Source organism: Sphingobacterium sp. UBA1897 (assembly GCF_002337775.1).
GTDB lineage: Bacteria > Bacteroidota > Bacteroidia > Sphingobacteriales > Sphingobacteriaceae > Sphingobacterium > Sphingobacterium siyangense.
Genome location: NZ_DDGR01000036.1, coordinates 24,997 through 42,044 on the forward strand (window position 1 = coordinate 24,997; position 17,048 = coordinate 42,044).

The following is a 17,048-nucleotide window of genomic DNA, read 5'->3' on the forward strand; positions in this document are numbered from 1 at the left end:
TCTTTAGCTTAGTTGAAATTGTAGCCAATCGTTCCCTTCATGACCATAAACGAAATACTTTGGTTGAAGAATTTCGGCTAAGGATTCGAGTTCGCTCAAATAATTGTATCCGGGAATTTGTGCAAATTGTTCACTGGTCATAATAAAGACCTGATCAAGCTCGATAGCTTTGGATGAAGCGATAGCTGCCGTATTCAACAATTGTGGAATTTGGATAAATGTCTGTTCCCCATTGCCGATGACGATGATTTTATCGGCATCATGTTCTGTCGTAACTGGAATACCACCTGCAATTTTTATGGCTTCCTGCAGATAGGCAGAACGGTTTATTTCAAGGGGCTGTATTTGGTCCAGCACCAGTACTTTGGGCCTGTCAGTGGCCGAAATAAACTTAAGCTTATGGATTAGAATACTTGTTTCGTCTTCAATTTTTTCAACCAGTTCAACTGTTTTATCGATGGCATCGAGATCAGTCCCGATACGTTTGATATAGGAGATCATATCATCGATGTCGACAAGTTGAGGGCGATCTGAAATCAATGTGTCGTAGGTTTCAGCTGGGATAGCTGCCGGATTTAGGTCCAACTGGTCCAAAATATGGGCGACTAGTTTTTCTTGATTGCTTTGCATGGTGCAAAAATACAAAACCTTCATGACTTCGAAGACACCAAGCGCAATGAAAGCGAACTGAAGGTTCTTTCTGGTCAATAAGATCAGACACTTTCAGAAAAAAAAGAGGCATTGGGGAAAGTAAATTAGCAATAGTAGGTATGCGCAGATTTTTGTAAATTGGCCTGAAATAAATGATATAAATATGTTTGACAAATTATTTCAAGCCCAGCAAAAGGCGGAGGAAATCAAGAAAAGATTGGATTCAATTTCTGTGTCTGGTGAAGTGGAAAGTGGTTTAATCCGTGTGGTAGCGACAGCAAACAAAGAGATAAAAGAGGTTACCATCGATCCTGTATTTTTATCAAACGCAGATAAGGAAGAATTGGAGGAGTTGCTTGTGGTTGCTCTGAATAAGGCAATTGCTCAAGCTGAGAATATCAGCCAAGCTGAAATGCAGGCAGCAAGCAAGGATATGTTGGGTGGACTAGGAGGACTAGGCGGATTATTTAATCAATAGCGATATTATCATGAAAGCAACTTATTACGGACAATCATGTGTGGAGTTTGATTTTGACGGAACGAAGGTTCTTTTAGATCCATTTGTTACGTATAATCCACTTGCAAAAGAAATCGATGTAAATACAATTAAGCCGGATTATATCTTTTTAAGTCATGGACATCAGGACCATGTGGCAGATATGGCGACGATTCAAAAAAACAGCGGTGCCACTGTTTTAGCGATTGTTGAAACTGCAGGCTGGGTGAGAAGACAGGGAGTACCTGATGATAAAGTTATCGAGTTTAACTTGGGCGGAACGGTTCAACTACCTTTTGGTTCGGTAAAGATGGTATATGCCGCACATACCAATAGTACACCTGATGGTCAATACGGTGGGTTTCCTGCAGGTTTTGTCTTTAATGTAAAAGGCAAGCGAATTTATTTTGCTGGAGACACTGCATTAACCATGGAAATGAAATTGCTGGCAGACATGAAGCTGGATTGGGCATTTTTGCCTATTGGTGGGCATTATACAATGGATGTGGATGATGCAATTAAAGCCGCTGAATTTGTGAATTGTGCTCGGGTAGTTGGTATCCATTACGATTCATTTCCGCCGATAACGATCGATAAACAACAAGCTTTGGATAAATTCCAAAATGAGGATATTTCATTGTCATTGCCGGAAATCGGTTCGACATTTGAGTTATAACCAATACAACAAAAAGCCGAGCTAGCTCGGCTTTTTGTTGTATTGGTTTCTTGATTTTATGCAGATCTGCGTTGTGTTCATTAAGATATGACAATCTTTTTAAGATCTTCCAGGCTGAAAAGAGGGATATCGATGATTTTATTCTTCAGGATTTGTTCTTTGTTTTCTTCAAAATAGAAGAGCTTCCATTCCCCATTTTTATATTCTAAACTACTGAGGTTTTCGATCCAATCGCCTGAGTTCATATAGGTACAAGTTCCTTTTCTGGTAATAACTTCTTTGATCTGAGGCTGATGAATGTGTCCGCAAATGACGAAATCATAATTTTTTTCAATCGCCAGTTCAGTAGCGGTATGTTCAAAATCCGATATATATTTGACTGCTTTTTTAACTGAGTTTTTGATCTTTTTGGATAATGAATACTTTTCTTTACCCATCTTATCCAGGCAATAATTAATCACATTATTGAGCTGAATAAGTTTGTCATAGCCCCAGCCACCCAGTTTGGCCAACCATTTCGAATGATGGATGGAGGCGTCGAATACGTCCCCATGAAAGATCCAGACTTTTTGGTTATTGAGCGAGAGAAGCAGTTTATTACTTAGCTTGATGTTACCTAATTTGAGGTCGGTAAACTTACGTAGCATTTCATCATGGTTACCTGTGATGTAATGTACTTCTGTACCCGAAGAGCTCATATCAATAATTTTTTTGATGACTTTGAGATGTTCCTGTGGGAAATAGCTTTTTTTGAATTGCCAAATGTCTACGATGTCTCCATTCAATATCAGTATTTTGGGAGATACGGACTCTAAATAAAGTAAAAGCTCCTTCGCTCTACTCCCGTAGGTACCTAGGTGTAAATCTGAGATTACAAGTATATCAAGGCTTCTTTTCATTTGCAATAAATTTGTTTCATGTACGTCTTCAAAGATGTCTAAACCTTCTTTGTTGATTTTTGTTGTCCTTTTGCCTGTTGGGGACTATATTTCACCTTTGACAGATTTGCCTGAAATGAATCGATCATGAACGGTCTATTTTACCGTTTTTTTATTATTGTATGCCACGATTTTTCATTCAATAAATCTGTTATCTTCTTTTACAAAAAAAGAATACTTTTATTTTGTACCGATGAAATTCCTGTTATTAAATCATTAAAATGTTTTGTAAAACGGTATGAATTAGTTTATTGGAAATTAATATTGGCAAGGGATTTTCATTGAGGAGACGACCACAAGGTCAAGAGAGTGGGGGAAGAGCAACAAAAAAAGGTATCCAATTTTATTGAATACCTTTCATTATGTTAAAGATTATTTTTCTTTTTTATTTGGCAGTTGCTGCCGCTCTATCGATGTGAAATTGTACTAAATCGTCAATAGGAGAGCGTAAGATCTTGCCTACTTTCATTCCATATTGCTCAGCTTTTTCAGCCAAAACATTTCTGAAATTATAACCTACCGAACCAATACAGTTGAAAGTATAGCTTTGATAATTAGGGTATTTGCTAACAAGGTTTCTGAAAAATGCTTCAAAAGCTTCATCAACGATATTACGTGTATATTCGATATTTACATTATTGTCATAGACAAATTTGCTAAAGCTAGCACAGAAACGATTTGGCATAGGTTTGGTATAAACCGCGTCCATAATTTCGTCTTTTGTCATTTTATACGTGTTATAGAATACTTCTTTAACATCTTTAGGCATCAAATTACGAACATAATCTGCCAGTAATTTTTTTCCAATATAACTACCAGAACCCTCGTCACCTAAAATGTAAGCACCTGAGTCGATGTTTAATGTGATTTCTTTGCCGTCATAGAGACAAGAGTTTGTTCCTGTTCCTAAGATCGCAGCAAATCCGGCTTGAGTTCCTAATAATGCTCTTGCTGCTGCAAGAAGATCGTGTCCTACTTCAACTTCAGCTGTAGTAAATACTTGTTTTAAGGCATCAACAACAATTTGTGCTTTTTCCTTGTTATGAACACCTGCACCATAATAGTTTACCTCTGAGATTTTTTCAAAAGGTAAATCTTGCGGTAGTCCTTTTTTTAGGGAGTTTACAATGTATTCACTATCAACAAAATAAGGGTTATATCCTTCTGTGTTGAAGTAGATTTTTTTATTCGAATCGTCTAACAAACACCAGTTTGTTTTTGTTGATCCCCCGTCAGCAATGATTATCATTATTGAGTAGTTTTAATTGTGTTTATCGTTATAAAATGAGTAATCAATTCATTAATCAATTCCCCGAAAATACATTTTTTAATTTTAAATATCATAATTTATCCATGTATTTTTCAAAAAATAAATTTTTGTCCTTTGGTGACTATATAAAAAAACTGGCTTAACGATATTGTTAAGCCAGTTTTTGAGCTGTGTAATAAAATTGTTTAAATAGTGTACTATTTACAATTAGTAAGGGTATTAATGGCCCCCTTCAGCCTCTATTTCGTCAATATTGATTCCTTGTTTTGTTAATATTCCCTTAACAAATATCGCAAAGAAAACAACATAACAGAATCCGATCAACGGTAGGATATACGAGTTATGGATACCAATAATATCTGCCAATTTTCCTTGAATCGGAGGAAGAACACCACCGCCAAGAATCATCATGACAAGAAATGCCGAGCCTTGAGCGGTATATTTACCTAAACCAACAATGGATAAACTGAAAATCGAAGACCACATAATTGAACAAGCAAGACCACCCGATAAGAAAGCATAGATTGCAACTGTACCTGATGAGAATAAACCAATCAACATCGCAATGATTCCAAATAATCCGAAAATAATCAATGTACGGGCAGGTTTTTCTTTACTTAGGTAGAATGCTACAATTTGAAGAAGAATACATACTACGTAATAATAGAGATGTGACATTTCAAATCCTGCAAGCGTATTTACTCCGATGATAATGGAGAATGCAATCAGAGGAACGATAATCAATAATCCATTTTTAGCTGATTTACTCAAGTTAAAGGCTGTAATTGCGCCGGCCCAACGACCAATCATCATACTCCCCCAATACATAGATACATAAGGTGTAATTTGCGATGATTGCAAATGACCAAATTCCTTCAATGTCAATAATTCCCCGAGGTTACTACCGATAGCAACTTCGATACCGACATAGATAAATAGGGCGAGCATACCCAAAGCCAATTGTGGATATTTCATCGCACCCCAGCCTTCTGGATTTTTTTGTGCGCTCTTATTGGAGAACAATAAACCGCCGATCACAACGACCAATGCTCCGGCCAACCATAGCATACGTTGCATTTCGAGTGGTTTGGCCACTTCTTTAATGTGCAATTTGAGTTGGTCAATCTGAACCTGATCCGTTAAACTTGAAACCTGTTTATGCAACTGCTCTACCTGCAAGGCTAAATCGCTCTTATAGCTTAGAAAAACCGGTGTGAACATACCAAAAAGTAGTACGGTCATAATGATCAATGTACGTAAAGCTTTATTAGCCTTTTCCATTGGTTCATCACTAATGCCAGCAGGAACTTTTTTACTGAAATTAAATAATGCTGCAGCAAGGAGGAACAATAGACCAACACCTATGTAAAGATAAACAACCTTGTTTAAAGGAAGGTTAGCGATCTCGGAGTCAGAAATAGGCTCAAAAGTTCCGAATAAGGAAAATCCGATAACAAGAGGTCCTATTGTTGTACCAAATGAGTTGATACCACCACCTAGGTTCACACGGGAAGCACCCGTTTTCGGATCGCCCAATAAAACGGCAAATGGATTTGCTGCAGTCTGTTGTAATGAAAAACCAAGGGCTACAACGAATAGTCCCAACAACATACCAACATATAAGTTTACTTCGACAGCAACAATCATGGCTGCTGCACCCAAGGCCGAGAAAAGTAAACCGTAAACGATACTCTTTTTATATCCCCATTTTCCAACCAGGTCCTTTCCTCCGATTGAACTGAAAATAAATAGTAACAATGCACCAATATAATAGGCTGTATAAAAAGCAAAGTCTATTAACTGGGATTGAAACTGGTCTAAATGAAAGTAATTTTTGCAGAACGGTATAAAAACACTGTTCCCTGCCGCAATGAACCCCCAAAAGAAAAACACAATAATCAATGTGTAGAGTGCGGGGTAATTGGTTTTAGTTTGTTGCTGTTCCATATAAGGGATCTAAAAACTTAAATTTTGAAAGGTACGAACTTATGAAAAAAAATATAAAATTCAATCTAAAAATGTTGTTAAATCGTTTTACTAGCTACAATAGTAAATATTTTTTTTGAAATATTTTGAAATAACAAAATTTGTTTTTTTCTTTGTCTAGGTTCTCAATATTTAATCCACTTCGGGTTTAAAAGAAATCATTAAGTTCTTCATCACATTTAATCATGGAAACTTGTTTAAGTGTGTAATCAGAATTCAGAAAAAAGCTCAAAAAAAAATCCAAAAATCATACACAACACATTAATGGATATTAACGAATTAAACGCTAAACTCGTATCGGAATTGCGCGAGATTGCCAAGTTGATCGGTATCGCAGATGCTGATAAATTGCGTAAACAAGAATTAATCGAAAGAATTAGCAATACTGGTGGGGAAGAGGAAGCAGCTCCAGCGCCAGCTGAAAAAGCAGCTAAAGTAGAGGAAGATAATCAGGAACATGCTGAACGTACACGTAAACGTGTGCGGACCGTAAAGACTGCGGAACCTGTCACGGTAAGAAAACGTGAAGTTTCTGAGCATGACGAAACCCCGGTTGCAACCGAAGACGCACCATCAGCAGATAAAGGTCCCCAACCTGAAAAAGCAACACAAACTCCTAAAGCAGAAAACACTTCTTCAAGTACAGATTTCGATAATGTGATCGTTAATGAGGGTGTATTGGAGATTATGCCTGATGGTTACGGCTTCTTACGTTCATCAGATTACAACTATTTGACTTCTCCTGATGATATTTATGTATCCCAATCTCAGATCAAATTATTTGGTTTGAAGACGGGAGATACGGTACGAGGTTGTATCCGCCCACCTAAAGAGGGTGAAAAATATTTCCCTTTGGTACGGGTTGAGGCTATCAATGGGCAAAATCCTGCTGAGGTTCGTGATCGTGTGCCATTTGATTATTTGACACCATTGTTCCCCGATGAGCGTTTAAATTTGGATATGGGTGTTGGAAATTACTCTACGCGTATCATGGATTTATTTACGCCTATAGGTAAAGGTCAACGTGGATTAATCGTTGCTCAACCGAAAACGGGTAAAACAAACTTGTTGAAAGAGGTTGCAAATGCTATTGCAAAGAATCACCCAGAAGTTTATTTGATTATCTTATTAATTGATGAGCGTCCTGAGGAGGTTACTGATATGGCGAGAAGCGTGCGTGCTGAAGTTGTTTCTTCAACATTTGATGAGCCGGCTGACCGCCACGTGAAAATCGCTAATATTGTGCTTGAGAAAGCGAAACGTATGGTAGAGTGTGGACATGATGTCGTTATTTTGTTAGACTCAATCACAAGATTGGCTCGTGCATATAACACAGTTGCGCCTGCGTCTGGTAAAATTTTGTCAGGGGGGGTGGACGCTAACGCTTTACATAAGCCAAAACGTTTCTTTGGTGCTGCCCGGAATATCGAAAACGGTGGTTCATTGACAATTTTGGCAACAGCATTAACAGATACAGGTTCTAAAATGGATGAAGTTATCTTTGAAGAATTCAAAGGTACAGGTAATATGGAATTACAGTTGGATCGTAAGTTGGCTAACAAACGTATCTTCCCTGCGATCGATATCACAGCTTCCAGTACACGTCGTGATGATCTATTGACAGACAAAGAAACATTACAACGTATTTGGGTACTTCGTAACCACTTATCTGATATGAATTCTACAGAGGCCATGGAATTTTTACAAGGTCAATTGCGTGGAACTAAATCAAATGAAGAATTTTTGATCAGTATGAATGGGTAATCCCATCAAATTTTGATATTTTAGCCATCATTTTAATCGAATGATGGCTTTTTTTATAAATTAGATCCTGTAAATGAAAAAACATATCCCAAATCTACTTACTTGCCTAAATTTATTTAGTGGCTGTATCGCTGTATTGATGGCATTGCAAGGCAATATTCATGTGGTTACTATTTGTGTCTTTGCGTCCGGGATATTCGATTTTTTTGACGGAATGGTGGCAAGACTTCTTCATGTTAAATCACCAATCGGAAAAGAGCTTGATTCGTTGGCCGATATGGTCAGTTTCGGTTTTTTACCTGGGACAATCATGTTTACCTTATTGACAAAGGTATTTCCTGATGGCTCTCTGTTGCCTTATCTGGGCTATATCATTACTGTTTTCTCAGCCTTACGTTTAGCGAAGTTCAACCTGGATGAGCGTCAAACTTCTGATTTCATTGGTTTGAATACGCCAATGAATACATTTTATGTGCTTTCATTGCCTTATATCGCAGACAAGTACCCGCAATTGGTTTTAAACCCGATTGTATTAATCGTTAGTATTCTTCTAACCAGTTATCTTCTGGTGAGTGAAATTAGGTTGTTTTCGATGAAATTTAGTTCGATGGACTGGAAAACGAATAAGTTTCGCTTTATATTTTTGATCTTGACGTTGATCTTGTTTATTGTTGGTCAATTTATGGCTTTACCGATTATTTTAGTTTTATATTTCCTATTATCGGCATTGCATTTTAATAAAAAAAACGATCTTGTTTAGATCGTTTTTTCATATTGTTCCAATTCAAACAGGAGCTCTTTCATTTCGATATCTATAATATCAAAGGTGGCCTGAAGGCCCTCGAGAGACTCCTCATTTTTTGCATTGGTCTCTAATTCCTCAAATTTTTCTTTTAAGTGAAAGGCACCGATATAGTCCATTGTCGGTTTGATGTGATGGGCTGTATCACCAATCTTTTGAAGATCACCTTCAGCCAGCGCTTGTCGGAGCTTGTCGAGATCTACAGGTGTTTGAATAAGATACATGGATACAAATTGTTTGATTAATTCGTGGTTGTCAAACATGTTTTGGCGGATCAGTTCAATGTCGATATGGTTCATCGTCGCTAATTTTCTTTACAGGTAAGTCGTCTGTGCATTTATCCAATAAATATACGTTATTTTTTTTGTAAACGGGGTGGATATAACCCGGAGCTATTTCTACCAATGGTTCGAGTGTGAACCTCCGTTCGGCGATATAAGGGTGTGGAATCTGCAGTGAGGGCAAGTCGATGATTTCCTGGTTAAAGTAGAGTATGTCGATGTCAATTACTCTTTCACCCCATTTTTTTATACGGATACGTCCTAATTCCTGTTCGATATGTTGTGTTAGATCTAAGCATGCCAAAGGCTGTAACTCGGACGCTATTAAAACGACCTGATTCAAAAAGGCCGGTTGGTCTTCAACTCCCCAGGCCGCTGTTTCATAGATCGAAGAAACTTCAATAATTGCTCCAACATGTGTTTCAAGTTGTTTTCTTGCTAGATCAAGCTGTTGAAAACGGTCTCCGAGGTTAGTGCCCAAAAGTATATAAATCTTATTCATAATGCTAAATTAAGCTTTTGTGGAACTTAGTTGTTTGAATTTCGGCTATTTCTTTGGATTTAGGGTATTCATGATCTTTGGATATGTAAGTTTCTTTCAGGCTAGGCATCTTAATTTCGCGAATAAAATGTGGTGTAGTTGAAATAAAAGACTGGGTGAATAAAAAATATTGCATTACCTTTAGTGAAAAATAGGTCTTTCTCTTGGAAGATATCTTATGGATCGGATTTAATTACAAAATATGAAATCATTTTTTAAGTACGTACTGGCAACAATTACGGGGATTGTGATCTCTTTTGTTGTGTTGTTTATTGTTTTGATGGGAATTATTGGGGCGATCATCAGCTCGGCGTCCTCTGATCAGGAGATTGTTGTTAAAAGCAACTCGGTTTTATACCTATCCTTTGATTATGATATTACAGAAAGAAGTGAAGCGAATCCTTTGGGTAGTCTCAATCTTCCAGGTTATTCTACTAAAAATATTGGGCTAGACGATATTTTGGCAAGGATCAAGTATGCGGCTACGGATGGGAATATTAAAGGGATCTATTTAGATGCTAGTCATATCGGTGTTGGTTTTGCGAGCTTAAAGGAAGTAAGGGACGAACTTTTGGCCTTTAAGAAAACCGGGAAATTTGTTGTTGCTTATAATGCCGGGTATGACCAAAAGGCCTATTATGTAGCGAGCATCGCTGATAAAGTATATGTTAATCCACAAGGGACGATTGATTTTAGAGGTTTGGCAAGTTCTACGATGTTCTATAAGGATCTCTTGGATAAGGTTGGGGTAGAGATGCAGATTGTGAAGGTGGGGACATTTAAAAGTGCCGTTGAACCTTACTTTTTGAATAAAATGAGTGATCCCAATCGTTTGCAGGTAACATCATATTTGGGAAGTATATACAGTACTTTTATTAATGAAATAGCTGCGAGCAGAAATATTGCTGCGGATTCAATACGGGCTATAGCGAATGACTATCGTGTTCGGGATGCGGACGATGCGGTAAAATATAAGCTTGCGGATGCTAAGTTGTATAAAGACGAACTTTTGTCAGACTTGAGAGAACGTTTGAAAATTTCGGAAAAAGATGAAATATCGTTTGTTTCTCTACTGGATTATAATAAAAAGATAAAAGACGATGCGAGTGGATCTGAAGTCGCGGTTCTTTATGCTGCAGGAGAAATTGTTGACGGTGAGGGTACTGGACCTGGCCAAATCGGTGGTGATAAATTCTCCCGCGAACTACGAAAATTAAGAGAAGATGATGCGATTAAAGCTGTTGTTTTGCGTGTTAATTCACCAGGTGGATCTGCTTTGGCTTCAGATATTATTTGGCGGGAGGTTATCTTGACCAAGAAAGTGAAGCCTGTTATCGTTTCCATGGGAGATTTAGCTGCATCAGGAGGGTATTATATCTCAGCGGCAGCGGATTCGATATTTGCCGAACCAACCACGATTACAGGATCTATTGGCGTATTTGGCGTGATTCCTAATTTCCAAAATCTGATGAACAATAAGATTGGAGTACATTACGATGGTGTAAAAACGGGTAAGTTTGCTGATTTGATGACTTCTTTTGATCGCCCGTTGACAGCAGAAGAAAGGGATATCATCCAGCGGGAAGTTGATAAAGTATATGGTACATTTACGAAAGTTGTTGCAGATGGCCGTAAATTATCCATTGCTGATGTTGATAGTATTGGGCAGGGAAGAGTTTGGACCGGTGCGCAAGGACTGAACAATAAATTGGTTGACCGTCTCGGAAACTTGGATGCCGCTATTCAGGCTGCCGCTAAAAAGGCCAACTTGAGCAAATATAAAGTGTCCCAGTATCCGGAGAAAGAGGATCCTTTTACCTCAATATTGAATAATTCAAAAGAAAAAGTCCAAGTTTGGGTTGCAAAAGAGCAAATGGGCGAATACTATCGTTATTTTGATGTCATGAAAAAAGCTACCGCACAGACGGGTGTGCAGGCGAGATTGCCTTATAGCGTTGAGATTCACTAGCAATTGATTCGCAAAGGGAGTCCAATCGTCGGATGGTTATAGATTATTATGATTTATGACGATGTAGGTAATTCTTACGTTGTGTGACAATAAGTTCGATCCAAGGTAAGAATTACCATTAATAAATAATTATTTCTAATGAAAGCAAATGCTTTTTTTTATATTTAGCTGTTCGTTTGACAAAACGACCTAATCCCAAATCAATAAAGTTACATAATGAAAACAGTAGACGATTTAAATTTTGCAGGTAAAAAAGCCTTGGTACGTGTGGATTTCAACGTGCCTTTGGATGAAAATTTCAATATTACGGATGATAATCGTATCCAGGGAGCGGCTCCAACAATAAAGAAGATTTTGAATGATGGTGGAAGCGTGATATTGATGTCCCACTTAGGAAGGCCAAAAGATGGTCCTACTGATAAGTATTCATTAAAACATATTGTTGCTCATCTTTCACAGGTTTTAGGTACTGATGTTCAGTTTGCCAATGACTGTATCGGTACAGAGGCTGTAGAAAAGGCTGCAGCTTTACAAGCTGGTCAGGTTTTATTGCTAGAAAACCTTCGCTTCTATAAAGAAGAAGAAAAGGGAGATGTTGAGTTTGCAGAAAAGTTGTCAAAATTAGGTGATATCTATGTAAACGATGCTTTCGGCACAGCGCACAGGGCTCATGCTTCGACAGCAATTGTTGCGCAATTTTTCCCGGGAGCTAAATATAGCGGTTACTTGATGGCAGCGGAAGTTGGAAACGCAGAAAAAGTATTAAACAATCCGGTTAGACCTTTTACGGCTATTATGGGAGGTGCAAAAGTTTCTGATAAAATTCAGTTAATTGAGGCCTTGTTGGATAAAGTTGATAATCTTTTGATTGGTGGAGGTATGGCTTATACATTCATCAAAGCTAGAGGTGGTGAAATTGGTCAATCATTGGTTGAAATCGATAAACTTGATTTAGCGAATGAGTTGGTGAAAAAAGCGAAGGAAAAAGGTGTAAACTTGGTTATTCCTACGGATGCTCAGATTGCAGATGCATTTTCAAACGATGCCAATGTGTATGATGGACCAAATGATCAAATTCCGGCAGATTTGCAAGGTCTTGATATCGGGCAGGAGTCTGCTGCAAATTTCGCAGCGATCATCAAGAATTCTAAAACAGTTCTTTGGAATGGTCCGATGGGTGTTTTTGAATTTGATACCTTTGCGAAGGGTACCAAAGCTGTTGCTGATGCTGTTGTGGAAGCAACGAAAAATGGCGCATTCTCTTTAATAGGGGGTGGTGATTCAGCTGCTGCGGTAAGTAAATTTGGTATGACTGAGGATGTAAGTTACGTCAGTACAGGTGGTGGTGCTCTTTTGGAATACATGGAAGGAAAAGTTCTTCCAGGTGTGAAGGCACTTGAAGATTAATATAAATCAAATTTTTAGAAAAGGGACAACGTTATGTTGTCCCTTTTTCATTAAAAAAGATCTGTGTTATGTACTAAACTATTGATGTAATGTCAGATTAAATCAATTATCTGTTAAATGTTTGTGTAGTACTGGTGAGTTTTTATTGTATTTGCTAAATTTATCATGACATGGGTTATATATGCAGATATTGATGGATGCTAATAAGAGTAAAGAAAAAGGTAGTTCTGGTTTTTTTTCGGTACTGACGTATAATGTAGCGGGCTTGCCCGGGATTATTTCTTCTGCGATTACAGGCAGAAGTAGAAGTATTGCTGAAATTGGAAAGAAGATCAATCCTTTTGATATTGTTAATGTACAGGAGGATTTCAATTATAATAGAAGTTTATATTGGGGCGGGAATTTACATCCATATCGCACAAGAACCAAAGGGCGTGTTCCCTTTGGTGATGGTCTCAATACCTTGTCTCATTTTCCAATGACCGATGTTGTTCGCGTACCCTGGAAGAAACGTACGGGAGCAGATTTTCTAACACCGAAGGGCTTTACCCTAGTTCAGATAGAAATCGTTCCTGAAGTCTGGTTGGATGTCTATAACGTTCATGCGAACGCACAGAATAGCAGGAAAGCTTCAAGTGCACGTCGGGATAATCTCAATCAGCTACGTGATTATATCGGAGAGCATTCGAGCGATAAGCCACTTATAGTAATGGGCGATTTTAATGCACATTATAGTTTTTGTGATGATAATCTGCATGATTTTATGGATTCCACAACATTGGTTGACAGCTGGGTTGAGCTCGAAAATGGAGGCTTAGTACCAGAGGTGCGACATGAGTTTAAACCTCCACATATGCTGTCTATCGGCAATCAGAGCGAATCTATCGATAAGATTCTTTACCGGAGCAGCAGTCACCTAAGTCTTACTGCCCGGGATTATAACATAGAAAATAATCTATTCACTAATATTAAAGGACTGCCCTTGTCGGATCATTATGCTTTGGCACTGAATTTTAACTGGGCGATTCATCCTTAATAGGTGTAGTTTAAACTGAATGTTGGAACTATACGTTGCGTTGTCGTGTTGTCATTGATATAGGTGCCTTTAACGACGAATTCGAAGTCTGGAAGTGGGTATCTGAAAGCATTGAAATCAAGCGATAGATAGGCCCCAAAACTTTTTGGTGAAATCTCCTTGTGTTTGTGTATGTTTTGATAATCAGCAAATATTCCACCTTTTACACGTTTAATATAAGCTAAGGATCCTAATCCAAGGTCGGGATAAGCTATGGGGAAGCGATAGTTTACCAATACCGTGTTTTTTATTTTTTCATATTTGTAGTAGCTAAATCCACTCACTAAAGGGATGTCGTTGATATATTGATAAATTCCTGATCCTGTTTGGGCGCTCAGTCTGATTTGAAAGCCGTGATTGCTCATGAATCCAGGTAGATAAAATACTGTTCGTGCCGATAGAATTTCACCTTTTGCATTGTTTTCGAAGGGGGTATGCCGATAGGTGACGCTAAAATTTTGCCCCCATCTTGGGTAGAGATCCATGCTGGCCATACGCGCATTGCGATTGAGGTAAAGCTGGTATGTTAATGGAAATGCAGTCTCGTAATTAAAGTTTTTGACATCTGTTCGGCTAAGATCATAGCGCCTTAGATAAGCTGTTGCCAGGTTGAACCCAGTGGAATAGACGTAGTCTCTTCTGTAAAAGGAGAGTGGGATGGAGATCTGTGACGATATATAATGCTCGCGCCAGTCGAAACGGATGCTACTGTCCGGTTTATTAGGGATGCTTGCTGCTGCGATTTGCCCTCTGTTTTCATAACGTAGTGAGAATTTTGGGAAGTACTTGTTGTAGGTCAGTTCTGCCGAATATACTCCTTTTCGGATGTCGGTATCATATTCATATCCCAGTGCAATTTGTGTGGTATTTAAGATGTTGTTTGATAACCAGAAGACTCCGGGTTTAAAATTGTCGAAGCTTTCAAAATTGCTGCTACTTAGCGAAAGACTATGGAAATTAAACGTTCTACCTAGTCCACGATAGGGGACAATTTGGTAGTGCTGACTAGTATCTACTGAGACTGAAGCGATATTTTTTACGCTGTCTTTGGTCAATGCCGTAGCGTAATAATGCGAAAAATAATCCGTTTCGGGAGCGATATCAAATGCTGTGTCTATGGGTGTTTGGGCGATCTTGTAGCCATTGTACTGGTAGTCGTTGAAGAATAATTGTCTTGTATCCTTGTCGTAAAATGGGTTAAAAGCGCCAAACTGTGCCTTTGTCAAAAGCTGCTTTTTGCCAGATATGAGGTCGATGCTGTAAATGTTATCGATACCATTGAAGTTGGCTTTTGTGATGATCTTCATACCTGAAAGGTATTGCGGCCTTTCATATTGTTGGTTACCCCATGGTGTTAGGTTGGTGATTTTGTTATTGTTCAGGTCAATTTCACACAATGCGGTTCCATGTTGAGATAATCGTATGCCTATTATTTTATCTCCTTGGGGGTTGAAAGCAGGGTGCTGGAGCTGTTCAGCATTACCTATTTTAACCCGTTTGATGATACTGTTGTTTTTAAGGCTTATAAGCGTCAGATAGCTGTCGTTGGATAAATCTACCTCAACACAGGCGATGGTTTCGTCTAGTGGGCTAAAAATAGGTGAATAATATCTCGTCTGTTTGCTGAGCTGGTTAATTTTCCCTGTTTTGAGATTCATGATATTGATGACGCTGTATGTTCTCTTGTTGAAACGCGGATCTTTATGAAGCTCATCCCATACGATGTAATTGCTGTTTACGTCAAAATGTGGCGTCAACTGTATGCCGGTTTTGACGAGCCTATTTTCTGTTTTTGTTGCCAAATCATAGGTATAAATTGCATTCGTCTTTTGTGGATTCTGTTTAATAAAATAGATCAGACCATTCTTGTGTTTCGGCAATAAATTACTGTTGTAATAATTGTTGTTTTTTTTGTTTATTTCTGTGTACTTCTGGTATTGATAATTGCTTGTTTTTTTATTCCATATAGCGTCTAAATTTGCTATTGTTTTGTTGTATAAATAGGCACTATTTCCACCTATTTTTTTCTTTAAAACGCGATTAATATTGTAGGGGTATAGCGGTTTTTTGTTAAGCTCTGAAAAGAGGTCGGCTTCATAATTCGAGGGTAATTCTGATTTTAAAGTGGAGGTCATCAGATAACCGATTGTATAGTAACTCGGGACAATATCTTTATAGGATCCCAGTAAATATTTATTAAAACTATAGTTGTGATTCGATTGAAAGTTTGCTTTGATTGGCATTTCAAAAGCGGGTAATCTTCCTCTTCCTCCTTCCGAATATATCGTTTCAGTTAGCGTTGCATCCCCTTCGAAATACCAAGAAGGGACGGTCAGTCCATAGTAGGCTAGGGCTAATTGTTCAAAAAATGGCGCGCGCAGTTTGCCTGTCAATTTGTCAAATTGACTTACGTGTCTTGACTCATGCAGGATCAAATTGGGTAGCCAGGTCTGATTGTCTGGCTCTGCTCCGGCGGTGCTGTACAGTTCAGATTTACGTGGAGACAGCTGTACAAAACCATTCGTTTGTAGATTCGTGTTATGGATAATGAATGGGATTTTCCGCGGTGTTATTTTGTAATTTCTAGAAGTTGTACGCAGCGATCGGTTAACCTGGTCAGCTAGGGTAGGGGCCTTGCTCTTCATTTCTTCGGGGAAAATAAGTTGAAAATTCTTCGTTTCGATCTTATACCATTTTTGGCTTAAAGGGGCTTGGCTGTCTTCAAAAAATTGAGCGGAACTTTTTTGTGAATATATTATTAATGATAATAATGATAATATGCTGATAATTATGTTTTTATGTTTCATTAATTTCTGTATATCGTGTATTTGCTATTTTTTTTAGTTTTATTGTTCCTATTTACATGAACTTTAAGTTATGTTTGAAATTGTTTTATCTTTGAATAATAGGTTTTTATGTTTTTTATGTTTTACTTTTTTTATGCTATTTTTTTATTTAAAATAACCTGATAATAAGGGGGCGTTCTGAAAAAATGCGCTATATTCAACAGGTTAAAGCATATGACGAATATACTTAAATAATTGGCGATTCTAAGAGAGTGTCGGGAAAATTTGTTTGCTTTTTTTGTATAAAAATTTGACGACTAGGAGTTGTTGCTTTCGGAGGGACTGTTGGTGAGTTGGGTGTCGTCTGATTTATTTTATTCGATAAAAAAATGGATCGGTGATTAGA

General features: G+C 38.0%; 14 protein-coding genes. 7 read left to right on the top strand and 7 right to left on the bottom strand.

Annotation, left to right across the window (positions count from 1 at the left end; all coding sequences use genetic code 11):
- Positions 1-3 precede the first annotated feature (3 nt).
- Complete coding sequence (locus B4N43_RS23395; RefSeq protein WP_075991736.1) at positions 4-630, bottom strand: hypothetical protein; 627 nt, start codon at positions 628-630, stop codon at positions 4-6.
- A gap of 184 nt (positions 631-814) precedes the next feature.
- On the opposite strand from B4N43_RS23395, the gene B4N43_RS23400 reads away from it, so the two are divergent.
- Positions 815-1,129, top strand: a complete 315-nt coding sequence (locus B4N43_RS23400) for a YbaB/EbfC family nucleoid-associated protein (RefSeq protein WP_286736568.1) — start codon at positions 815-817, stop codon at positions 1,127-1,129.
- 10 nt (positions 1,130-1,139) lie between these two features.
- Positions 1,140-1,823, top strand: a complete 684-nt coding sequence (locus tag B4N43_RS23405) for a metal-dependent hydrolase (protein ID WP_286736569.1) — start codon at positions 1,140-1,142, stop codon at positions 1,821-1,823.
- 80 nt (positions 1,824-1,903) lie between these two features.
- Here the strand turns inward: B4N43_RS23405 and B4N43_RS23410 are convergent, their stop codons facing one another.
- From B4N43_RS23410 to B4N43_RS23420, 3 genes are all read right to left on the bottom strand, one after another.
- The gene (locus B4N43_RS23410; protein WP_286736570.1) at positions 1,904-2,722 is read right to left on the bottom strand and encodes a UDP-2,3-diacylglucosamine diphosphatase; all 819 of its coding nucleotides are present in this window, start codon (positions 2,720-2,722) and stop codon (positions 1,904-1,906) included.
- Positions 2,723-3,146: 424 nt separating this feature from the next.
- The gene (locus B4N43_RS23415; RefSeq protein ID WP_046671899.1) at positions 3,147-4,010 is read right to left on the bottom strand and encodes an N-acetylglucosamine kinase; all 864 of its coding nucleotides are present in this window, start codon (positions 4,008-4,010) and stop codon (positions 3,147-3,149) included.
- 240 nt (positions 4,011-4,250) lie between these two features.
- A complete protein-coding gene (locus B4N43_RS23420) occupies positions 4,251-5,978 on the bottom strand; it encodes an MFS transporter (protein WP_286736572.1) in 1,728 nt (575 codons plus the stop codon).
- 303 nt (positions 5,979-6,281) lie between these two features.
- Between B4N43_RS23420 and rho the strand changes: the two genes are divergently transcribed.
- Both rho and pssA read left to right on the top strand, forming a co-directional pair.
- Entirely contained in the window at positions 6,282-7,781 is a 1,500-nt protein-coding gene (gene rho, locus B4N43_RS23425) for a transcription termination factor Rho (protein WP_286736574.1), read from the top strand.
- A gap of 73 nt (positions 7,782-7,854) precedes the next feature.
- Complete coding sequence (gene pssA, locus B4N43_RS23430; RefSeq protein ID WP_286736576.1) at positions 7,855-8,541, top strand: CDP-diacylglycerol--serine O-phosphatidyltransferase; 687 nt, start codon at positions 7,855-7,857, stop codon at positions 8,539-8,541.
- On the opposite strand, the gene B4N43_RS23435 is transcribed toward pssA, so the two are convergent.
- Both B4N43_RS23435 and folK read right to left on the bottom strand, forming a co-directional pair.
- Entirely contained in the window at positions 8,538-8,882 is a 345-nt protein-coding gene (locus tag B4N43_RS23435) for an Hpt domain-containing protein (protein WP_120334918.1), read from the bottom strand. The two genes, pssA and B4N43_RS23435, sit on opposite strands and share 4 nt — an antisense overlap.
- Positions 8,863-9,366, bottom strand: coding sequence for a 2-amino-4-hydroxy-6-hydroxymethyldihydropteridine diphosphokinase (gene folK / locus B4N43_RS23440; protein ID WP_286736578.1), 504 nt, complete (start codon positions 9,364-9,366; stop codon positions 8,863-8,865). The genes B4N43_RS23435 and folK overlap by 20 nt, the downstream gene beginning before the upstream one ends.
- Positions 9,367-9,607: 241 nt before the next feature.
- On the opposite strand from folK, the gene sppA reads away from it, so the two are divergent.
- From sppA to B4N43_RS23455, 3 genes are all read left to right on the top strand, one after another.
- A complete protein-coding gene (gene sppA / locus B4N43_RS23445; RefSeq protein ID WP_286736579.1) occupies positions 9,608-11,374 on the top strand; it encodes a signal peptide peptidase SppA in 1,767 nt (588 codons plus the stop codon).
- Positions 11,375-11,590: 216 nt separating this feature from the next.
- The gene (locus B4N43_RS23450; RefSeq protein WP_070570453.1) at positions 11,591-12,781 is read left to right on the top strand and encodes a phosphoglycerate kinase; all 1,191 of its coding nucleotides are present in this window, start codon (positions 11,591-11,593) and stop codon (positions 12,779-12,781) included.
- A 181-nt stretch (positions 12,782-12,962) separates the two neighbouring features.
- Positions 12,963-13,817, top strand: coding sequence for an endonuclease/exonuclease/phosphatase family protein (locus B4N43_RS23455; RefSeq protein WP_088160759.1), 855 nt, complete (start codon positions 12,963-12,965; stop codon positions 13,815-13,817).
- On the opposite strand, the gene B4N43_RS23460 is transcribed toward B4N43_RS23455, so the two are convergent.
- Positions 13,814-16,501: a hypothetical protein gene (locus B4N43_RS23460; RefSeq protein ID WP_286736581.1), complete on the bottom strand. Its 2,688-nt coding sequence runs from the start codon at positions 16,499-16,501 to the stop codon at positions 13,814-13,816. The two genes, B4N43_RS23455 and B4N43_RS23460, sit on opposite strands and share 4 nt — an antisense overlap.
- Between the last annotated feature and the right edge of the window lie 547 nt (positions 16,502-17,048).

Bases quoted from the DNA above. Each gene is read 5' to 3' on its own strand.
- rho (WP_286736574.1), top strand. From the start codon at position 6,282: ATGGATATTAACGAATTAAACGCTAAACTCGTATCGGAATTGCGCGAG.
- B4N43_RS23410 (WP_286736570.1), bottom strand. From the start codon at position 2,722: ATGAAAAGAAGCCTTGATATACTTGTAATCTCAGATTTACACCTAGGT.
- B4N43_RS23415 (WP_046671899.1), bottom strand. From the start codon at position 4,010: ATGATAATCATTGCTGACGGGGGATCAACAAAAACAAACTGGTGTTTG.
- B4N43_RS23420 (WP_286736572.1), bottom strand. From the start codon at position 5,978: ATGGAACAGCAACAAACTAAAACCAATTACCCCGCACTCTACACATTG.
- B4N43_RS23405 (WP_286736569.1), top strand. From the start codon at position 1,140: ATGAAAGCAACTTATTACGGACAATCATGTGTGGAGTTTGATTTTGAC.
- B4N43_RS23400 (WP_286736568.1), top strand. From the start codon at position 815: ATGTTTGACAAATTATTTCAAGCCCAGCAAAAGGCGGAGGAAATCAAG.
- B4N43_RS23460 (WP_286736581.1), bottom strand. From the start codon at position 16,501: ATGAAGAGCAAGGCCCCTACCCTAGCTGACCAGGTTAACCGATCGCTG.
- B4N43_RS23395 (WP_075991736.1), bottom strand. From the start codon at position 630: ATGCAAAGCAATCAAGAAAAACTAGTCGCCCATATTTTGGACCAGTTG.
- B4N43_RS23455 (WP_088160759.1), top strand. From the start codon at position 12,963: ATGCAGATATTGATGGATGCTAATAAGAGTAAAGAAAAAGGTAGTTCT.
- sppA (WP_286736579.1), top strand. From the start codon at position 9,608: ATGAAATCATTTTTTAAGTACGTACTGGCAACAATTACGGGGATTGTG.
- B4N43_RS23435 (WP_120334918.1), bottom strand. From the start codon at position 8,882: ATGAACCATATCGACATTGAACTGATCCGCCAAAACATGTTTGACAAC.
- folK (WP_286736578.1), bottom strand. From the start codon at position 9,366: ATGAATAAGATTTATATACTTTTGGGCACTAACCTCGGAGACCGTTTT.
- pssA (WP_286736576.1), top strand. From the start codon at position 7,855: ATGAAAAAACATATCCCAAATCTACTTACTTGCCTAAATTTATTTAGT.
- B4N43_RS23450 (WP_070570453.1), top strand. From the start codon at position 11,591: ATGAAAACAGTAGACGATTTAAATTTTGCAGGTAAAAAAGCCTTGGTA.